This window comes from Rhodoplanes roseus (assembly GCF_003258865.1).
GTDB classification, from domain to species: Bacteria; Pseudomonadota; Alphaproteobacteria; order Rhizobiales; family Xanthobacteraceae; genus Rhodoplanes; species Rhodoplanes roseus.
Map to the genome: position 1 here is coordinate 1 of NZ_NPEX01000411.1, position 3,928 is coordinate 3,928.

Consider the following 3,928-nt stretch of genomic DNA (forward strand, 5'->3'; position numbering starts at 1 on the left):
GCCGAGTCCGCGGAAGCCCCCCTCACTCGGTTCCTCGCTACGCGAGGAACCACCCTCTCCCGCGAGGGGAGAGGGTCGGTCCCTGCCCGATCGGCAGGAACCCGAGATTCGTCTCGCCTCAGTACCGATACATCTCGGGCTTGAACGGGCCTTCCTGCGGGACGCCGATATAGGTGGCCTGGCGGTCCGACAGCTTGGTCAGCGTGGCGCCGACCTTGGCGAGATGCAGGCGCGCGACCTTCTCGTCGAGATGCTTCGGCAGCGTGTAGACCTTCTTCTCGTACTTGCCGGGATTGCAGAAGATCTCGATCTGGGCGAGCGTCTGGTTGGTGAACGACGCCGACATCACGAAGCTCGGATGGCCGGTGGCGTTGCCGAGATTCACCAGCCGCCCTTCCGAGAGCAGGATGATGCGGTGGCCGTCCGGGAACTCGACCTCGTCGACCTGCGGCTTGACGTTGTGCCACTTGAAGTTCTTCAGGGCGGCGACCTGAATCTCGCTGTCGAAGTGGCCGATGTTGCAGACGATCGAGCGGTCCTTCATCTTGCGCATGTGATCGACCGTGATCACGTCGAGATTGCCCGTGCAGGTGACGAAGATGTCGGCGCGCGGCGCCGCGTCCTCCATGGTGACGACCTCGTAGCCCTCCATGGCGGCCTGCAGGGCGCAGATCGGATCGACCTCGGAGACCATCACGCGGCAGCCGGCGTTGCGCAGCGAGGCGGCCGAGCCCTTGCCGACGTCGCCGAAGCCGGCGACCATCGCGACCTTGCCGGCCATCATCACGTCGGTGCCGCGGCGGATGCCGTCGACCAGGCTCTCGCGGCAGCCGTACAGATTGTCGAACTTCGACTTGGTGACCGAGTCGTTGACGTTGATGGCGGGCCACAGGAGCTGGCCCTTCTTCTGCATCTCGTAGAGGCGATGCACGCCCGTCGTGGTCTCCTCGGTGACGCCGCGGATCGCCTCGGCGTTCTTCTTGTACCAGCCGGGCTGCTCCTTGATCCGCTTCTTGATGGCGGCGAACAGAACCTCTTCTTCCTCGTTGGTCGGCTTGGCGATCAGGCCGGTCTCGCCGGCCTCGACGCGGGCGCCGAGATGGATCAGCAGCGTCGCGTCGCCGCCGTCGTCGAGGATCATGTTCGGCGTGCCGCCGTCGGCCCACTCGAAGATCCGGTGGGTGTAGTCCCAGTAGTCGACCAGGCTCTCGCCCTTCACGGCGAACACCGGGGTGCCGCCGGCCGCGATCGCCGCGGCGGCGTGGTCCTGGGTCGAGTAGATGTTGCACGAGGCCCAGCGCACGTCGGCGCCGAGCGCCTTGAGCGTCTCGATCAGCACCGCGGTCTGGATGGTCATGTGCAGCGAGCCGGCGATGCGGGCGCCGCGCAGCGGCTGCTCCGGGCCGTACTCGTCGCGGGTCGCCATCAGGCCGGGCATCTCGGTCTCGGCGATGGCGATCTCCTTGCGGCCCCAGTCGGCGAGGCCGATGTCCTTCACGGCATGGTCGGCGGCGGGTGCGGACGCGGGCTTCGGCGAAGCGGTCATGGAGATCCCTGGGTGCTGATGTGAATTGGCTCGCGCCCGACGACGGCGGGCAGCGTCGCAGCCCTATAGCAGGGCCGCGCCGACCCCGCAAGAAACACATAAAGACTTCTTTATGTCGTTAAGAGGCTGTTGAGCATGCCGGCCAGCGTGGCCCCGAGCCGGGGAGACCGGAGGAAGCGCCCGCTACTCCGGCGGCCACGTCGGACCATGCGCGGCATGGCATGGAATCGGACGATCCGGCCAGAACCGTCGGGCGGGGGGACGGCACTGACCCGGCGAGGCGGTCCGGGCGGGGATGCCGGCGACGACAGCGGAGGCGACGGTGCAACTTCGGGTGAGCCAGTACGATCCGGCGAGACGAACTCCGCAAGGGCACCCTCCGGCGGACGACTGGACCCCCCCGTGGTGGGACACCCGTACGACGTTGGGCGCGCGAATGGGAACGTGGGCGGAGTACGGCCGCGTCGAGGACGCGTATGTCGAGAGCGTGGTGCGTCTGATGGCGGCCTGCGGCGTCGAGGCGCTCCGGATGGACGATCTGGTGTATGGGCATCTCGACTACGACGTGTTCGGCCGGCCGGAGATCCAGCCGGCGGGCGAGATGGACGACGGCTTCTGGTTCGCCGGCCAGGAGCTCCTCAAGGTGATCCGGCTGGTTTTGGCCAAGCTCATCTGGTGCCGGCTGTCCGGCCGGGACGGCTTCTACGTCCACTTCAGCTTTCAACACGACTACTCGATGTATATCGGCTGCGACCGCGACGTCGCCGTCCCGGCGCTCCCGGCCGGCATCTACGCCGAGTCGATGCCGCCGCCGAACCCGGACGCCTCCTTCCCGTGGTGAGCGAGCGGCCCGCGTACGCCGTCCCGGCGGCCGCCGACGGGGACGCTGCCGTTGCGAGGGGCATCGGAACTGCGATGACGGTGCTGGACCGGACTCTCATCCTGCCCGGCGGGTTCGACCGTCACGGTGTTTCCGGCCGGCGTCTGGCGGCAGCCATCGAGCCGAAGACCTCAGTCGTCCTCGCCGAAGCGGTTGCCGATCAGCTCCTCGAGGGCGGCGATGACGGCATCGGCGTCGGTGCCGACCGCCTCCACCATGATGGTGGTGCCGGGGGCGGCGGCCAGCATCATCAGGCCCATGATCGAGTCGCCGCCGACCGTCTGGCCGCAGCGGGTGACGAACACGTCGGCGCGGAAGCGCTCGACGGTCTGCACGAACTTGGCCGAGGCGCGGGCGTGCAGGCCCTTCTGGTTGATGATCGGGATGTGGCGCACCACGGCGCCCTCGCGCGGTGCCGGGAACTCCGACCCGCAGGCCCCGTCGGCCGTGTCGATCTCGTCGGTCATCGCCCGGCTCATTTCCCGGCCAGCACCCGGCTCGCGATGGTGATGTATTTCCGACCCGATTCTTGCGCGGCCGCGACCGATTCGGCCAGCGGACATTCGGTCCGGATCTTGGCGAGCTTCACCAGCATCGGCAGGTTGATACCGGCCAGCACCTCGACATTGGGCAAGCTCATCACCGAGATGGCGAGGTTGGAGGGCGTGCCGCCGAACATGTCGGTGAGAATCGCCACGCCGTCGCCGGTGTCGACCCGGGAGACCGCCTCGATGATCTCCTTGCGGCGCAGCTCGACATTGTCGGTCGGATCGATCGTGACGGTCTCGATCTGGGTCTGCGGACCGACGACGTGCTCCAGCGCAGCCCGGAACTCGACGGCGAGCCGACCGTGGGTCACGAGGACGAGGCCGATCATCGGAACACCCCGCGGTGCTTGTGCTGCACCGCACGAAACAACGAATGGATCATGACATTCCGGAGCCCGAGCGCAAGAGCGTGGTTCCCCGGCCTATGGGTCCGCGGCGTGTCCCCGGCCCGGCGCGTCGCGGACGAGCGCGCCGGTGTCGCCCGATACCTCACGCCCCCTGGCCCGGCAAGTCTAGCCGAACCGGACCGGTCTACCGCCGAAGGGGACGAGGCGTCCCGCGGATCTTTCCAGAGCCGCGGCTAAATTCAAGTTGTCATTCATTAATATGCAGTCGTGACCGATCCGTGAAGAGCCTGCGACGCCCCGCCTCGCCCGCCGGGACGGCCCCCGGGTCCTCGCCTAGGACGTGCCGGGGGCGAGCCGCAGCGCCGCCAGCACCACGGGCAGCGGATCGACGCCCTCGGGCAGCGCCAGCCGCGGCACCACGACGCCGGCGATCTCGGCCCGCGTGGCGGCGTCCGGCGGCATCCGCTCGGCGAACGGATCGGCGAGATCGACCAGCAGGCCGACCACGGCGACCGGCTCGTGGGCGAGGCGGCGCAGGCCGAGGCCGCGCACCTCGATCAGCCCGGCGATGGTCTCGGCCGGCCGCGCCAGCAGCCGGCCGCCCGCC

At 68.7% G+C, this 3,928-nt stretch carries 4 protein-coding genes and 1 pseudogene; 1 reads left to right on the top strand and 4 read right to left on the bottom strand.

What is annotated here, in order from left to right; translation table 11 throughout:
- Positions 1–118: 118 nt before the first annotated feature.
- Positions 119–1,546: an adenosylhomocysteinase gene (ahcY, locus tag CH341_RS29205; RefSeq protein ID WP_111422798.1), complete on the bottom strand. Its 1,428-nt coding sequence runs from the start codon at positions 1,544–1,546 to the stop codon at positions 119–121.
- 436 nt (positions 1,547–1,982) lie between these two features.
- Between ahcY and CH341_RS29210 the strand changes: the two genes are divergently transcribed.
- Positions 1,983–2,387 carry a hypothetical protein gene (locus tag CH341_RS29210; RefSeq protein ID WP_111422800.1) on the top strand — a complete coding sequence of 135 codons (405 nt, stop codon included), beginning with the start codon at positions 1,983–1,985 and terminating at the stop codon, positions 2,385–2,387.
- A 170-nt stretch (positions 2,388–2,557) separates the two neighbouring features.
- Here the strand turns inward: CH341_RS29210 and CH341_RS29215 are convergent, their stop codons facing one another.
- The 3 genes and pseudogenes from CH341_RS29215 to CH341_RS34575 all read right to left on the bottom strand — a co-directional run.
- Complete coding sequence (locus CH341_RS29215; protein WP_111422802.1) at positions 2,558–2,893, bottom strand: HPr family phosphocarrier protein; 336 nt, start codon at positions 2,891–2,893, stop codon at positions 2,558–2,560.
- Positions 2,894–2,901: 8 nt separating this feature from the next.
- Complete coding sequence (locus CH341_RS29220) at positions 2,902–3,303, bottom strand: PTS sugar transporter subunit IIA (RefSeq protein WP_111422804.1); 402 nt, start codon at positions 3,301–3,303, stop codon at positions 2,902–2,904.
- 351 nt (positions 3,304–3,654) lie between these two features.
- Positions 3,655–3,928: pseudogene (locus CH341_RS34575) on the bottom strand (serine kinase); the annotation flags it as partial.